General features: G+C 47.1%; 2 protein-coding genes. Both read right to left on the minus strand.

The window, feature by feature from the left end; all coding sequences use genetic code 11:
• Positions 1–120: 120 nt before the first annotated feature.
• Positions 121–1,350 carry a protoglobin domain-containing protein gene (locus RB298_RS15605; protein ID WP_486047533.1) on the minus strand — a complete coding sequence of 410 codons (1,230 nt, stop codon included), beginning with the start codon at positions 1,348–1,350 and terminating at the stop codon, positions 121–123.
• Between the two features lie 404 nt (positions 1,351–1,754).
• Positions 1,755–2,639, minus strand: an 885-nt coding sequence (gene tuf / locus RB298_RS15610) for an elongation factor Tu (RefSeq protein ID WP_486047534.1), incomplete at its 5' end; no start/stop codon positions are given.

Consider the following 2,639-nt stretch of genomic DNA (forward strand, 5'->3'; position numbering starts at 1 on the left):
TGGCAAAGGGGCCGGGTGTGTCGGTAACCTCTCACATCATCGCAACGTCGCAGAACAACATTCACTATTATATATAAAAGATAGGCGCATTGCAAGCACTAATTCATATTTGATATGTATTTACATTCGCTCCGTGCTTTCCTTGAAATTTTCGGCTGAAACCGCAGCTTCGGACGTGGCTTCCCGGATGCTTCCAATCGTCATGGAGAGCAGCTTCATTTCTTTCTCCGCGCTCATCATTCGATCCGCACCGGACTGTACGGACATCAGAATGCTGGAGAACAGCTTGCTGGATTCCTCGGACTGTCTCTTCCCTTGCATCGTTAGCCCTTGAACCTGGTTAATAGATTCTACCACTTCCGCCGTGATGGATCTCGACTTGGATACGATACCGGCAATTCGGTTCACGGTCGTCCTCGTGTCCTCCGACAGGCGGCTTACCTCTTGGGCTACAACGGCAAAACCCTTTCCATGCTCTCCGGCGCGTGCTGCTTCTATGGTGGCATTTAAGGAAAGCAGCTTGATCTGGGAGGCTATTTCCTGAACATTCACCGCTATAACGGAAATCCGCTTGGAGGATTCCTGAAGTTCTTGCACCGCATGCTGCATCCCGGCCGCGCTTTGGTCAATCGCATTCATTTGATCCTCTAACTCTGCTATTTTAGCTTCACCGGCCCTCGCATCCGATATCGAGCCCTGCGTTGTGGTCGAAGTGCGTTCAAATGTATCAGCCATCTCGCTACTGCTGGTCATCAGGCGTTCTACAGCCTCATTAATATCCAGCGTCAGCCCGGATAATTCGCTAACAAAAGCAGCAATGTTCTGTTTCAGCTCTTTTCTTACCCTATCATACTGGAACTGCTTCTCACTTAAGTTTTCTCTCTCGTAAGCTTCCAGCACTAGCTGCTGCTCCAGGCTAAGCAACTTGGTAATCGTCGACACTAGCCGTATTTGTTGTTCTTCTCCTACAACCTCTCTATAGATCATCTTGAAGAATTCGTTCTGTAAGTTCTGGAAAGCGGACAAGTACCATTTAGGCTCAAGCCCCACGCGCTTATGCACCTCGGCAATGCGCAGCCTTTTTGCCACATAAGCTTCATTGATTTCTCCATTCCATATTTCGAGAAGATGATCCTTTAATGTCTGCTTTAATCTTTCAATCGTACTGTGTTCCACGATAATCTCCCTTAACTTATCCACACCCACGACAGATTGATAAAATGCTTCTGTTATCTCCTCGAGCCTCTCCTCCATTTGCGGACGGAGCTGCCTCAAAAGCTGAAGATCCCCCTCGGTAAGGCCAATCATCCGCATTTGATCATTCAACTCGCCTAATGGTTCTTGATACACACAACGGGCCTCTTCTGAATTGCGCAGTTCTACTTCAGGCTGAACTTCATCTTCCAAACTCCTCTTCATCCATGCAAACGGACATTTCATACAGGCTGTGATCTCCATTCTATATAATAGATAGTTTCTAATTCCTTAACTGACTTCAATCAAAGATTGTAATCATACAGGAACCAAATAAATAGAATGAATCCTTGAATATATGGCATATTCTGTACAGTAAGCTTGACTAATTTTCTACAAATCCTACACTTAAGCCTTTAGTTTAGCCGCAAAGATCACAGGGGTATCACTACAAATAGAAAAAGAGCCCGATCCAAGGGATCAGACTCTTTTATCAGGACATCACACTGTTGCTCGTTACAATACACTGTTGCTATATGCAAGGCTGTTCGAAGCCTTAATTATTTAATGATGGAAGCAACGGAACCAGCACCTACGGTACGGCCGCCTTCACGAATGGAGAACTTAGTTCCTTCTTCGATCGCGATTGGGCTGATCAGGTTAACCGTTACAGTGATGTTATCACCAGGCATAACCATTTCAGAACCTTCTGGCAAGTTGATGACACCAGTTACGTCCGTAGTACGGAAGTAGAACTGTGGACGGTAGCCAGTGAAGAAAGGCTTATGACGTCCGCCTTCTTCTTTGCTCAGTACGTATACTTGAGCTGTGAACTCAGTGTGTGGTTTAACGGAAGCAGGCTTAGCAAGTACTTGACCGCGCTCGATTTGAGTACGCTCAACACCACGAAGCAATGCACCGATGTTGTCACCAGCTTGTGCGGAATCCAGCAATTTACGGAACATTTCAACGCCCGTAACAACGGATTTCTTAGTTTCTTCAGCGATACCAACGATTTCGATCTCGTCACCAACTTTGATCGTACCACGCTCTACACGACCTGTAGCAACGGTACCACGACCAGTGATGGAGAATACGTCCTCGACAGGCATCAAGAAAGGCTTGTCAGTGTCGCGCTCAGGCAATGGGATGTACTCGTCGATTGTTTTGAACATTTCAACGATTTTTTGTGCCCATTCGCCTTCTGGGTTTTGCAGAGCTTCACGAGCGGAACCACGAGTGATCGGAGTGTCGTCGCCTGGGAAGTCGTACTCGCTCAGAAGGTCGCGAACTTCCATTTCAACCAATTCCAAGAGCTCTTCGTCTTCAACCATGTCGCATTTGTTCAAGAATACAACGATGTAAGGAACGCCTACTTGGCGGGACAGCAGGATGTGCTCGCGAGTTTGCGGCATTGGGCCGTCAGCTGCGGATACAACCAGGAT

The organism is Priestia sp. BR_2, assembly GCF_041954005.1.
GTDB lineage: Bacteria > Bacillota > Bacilli > Paenibacillales > Paenibacillaceae > Paenibacillus_AQ > Paenibacillus_AQ lautus_A.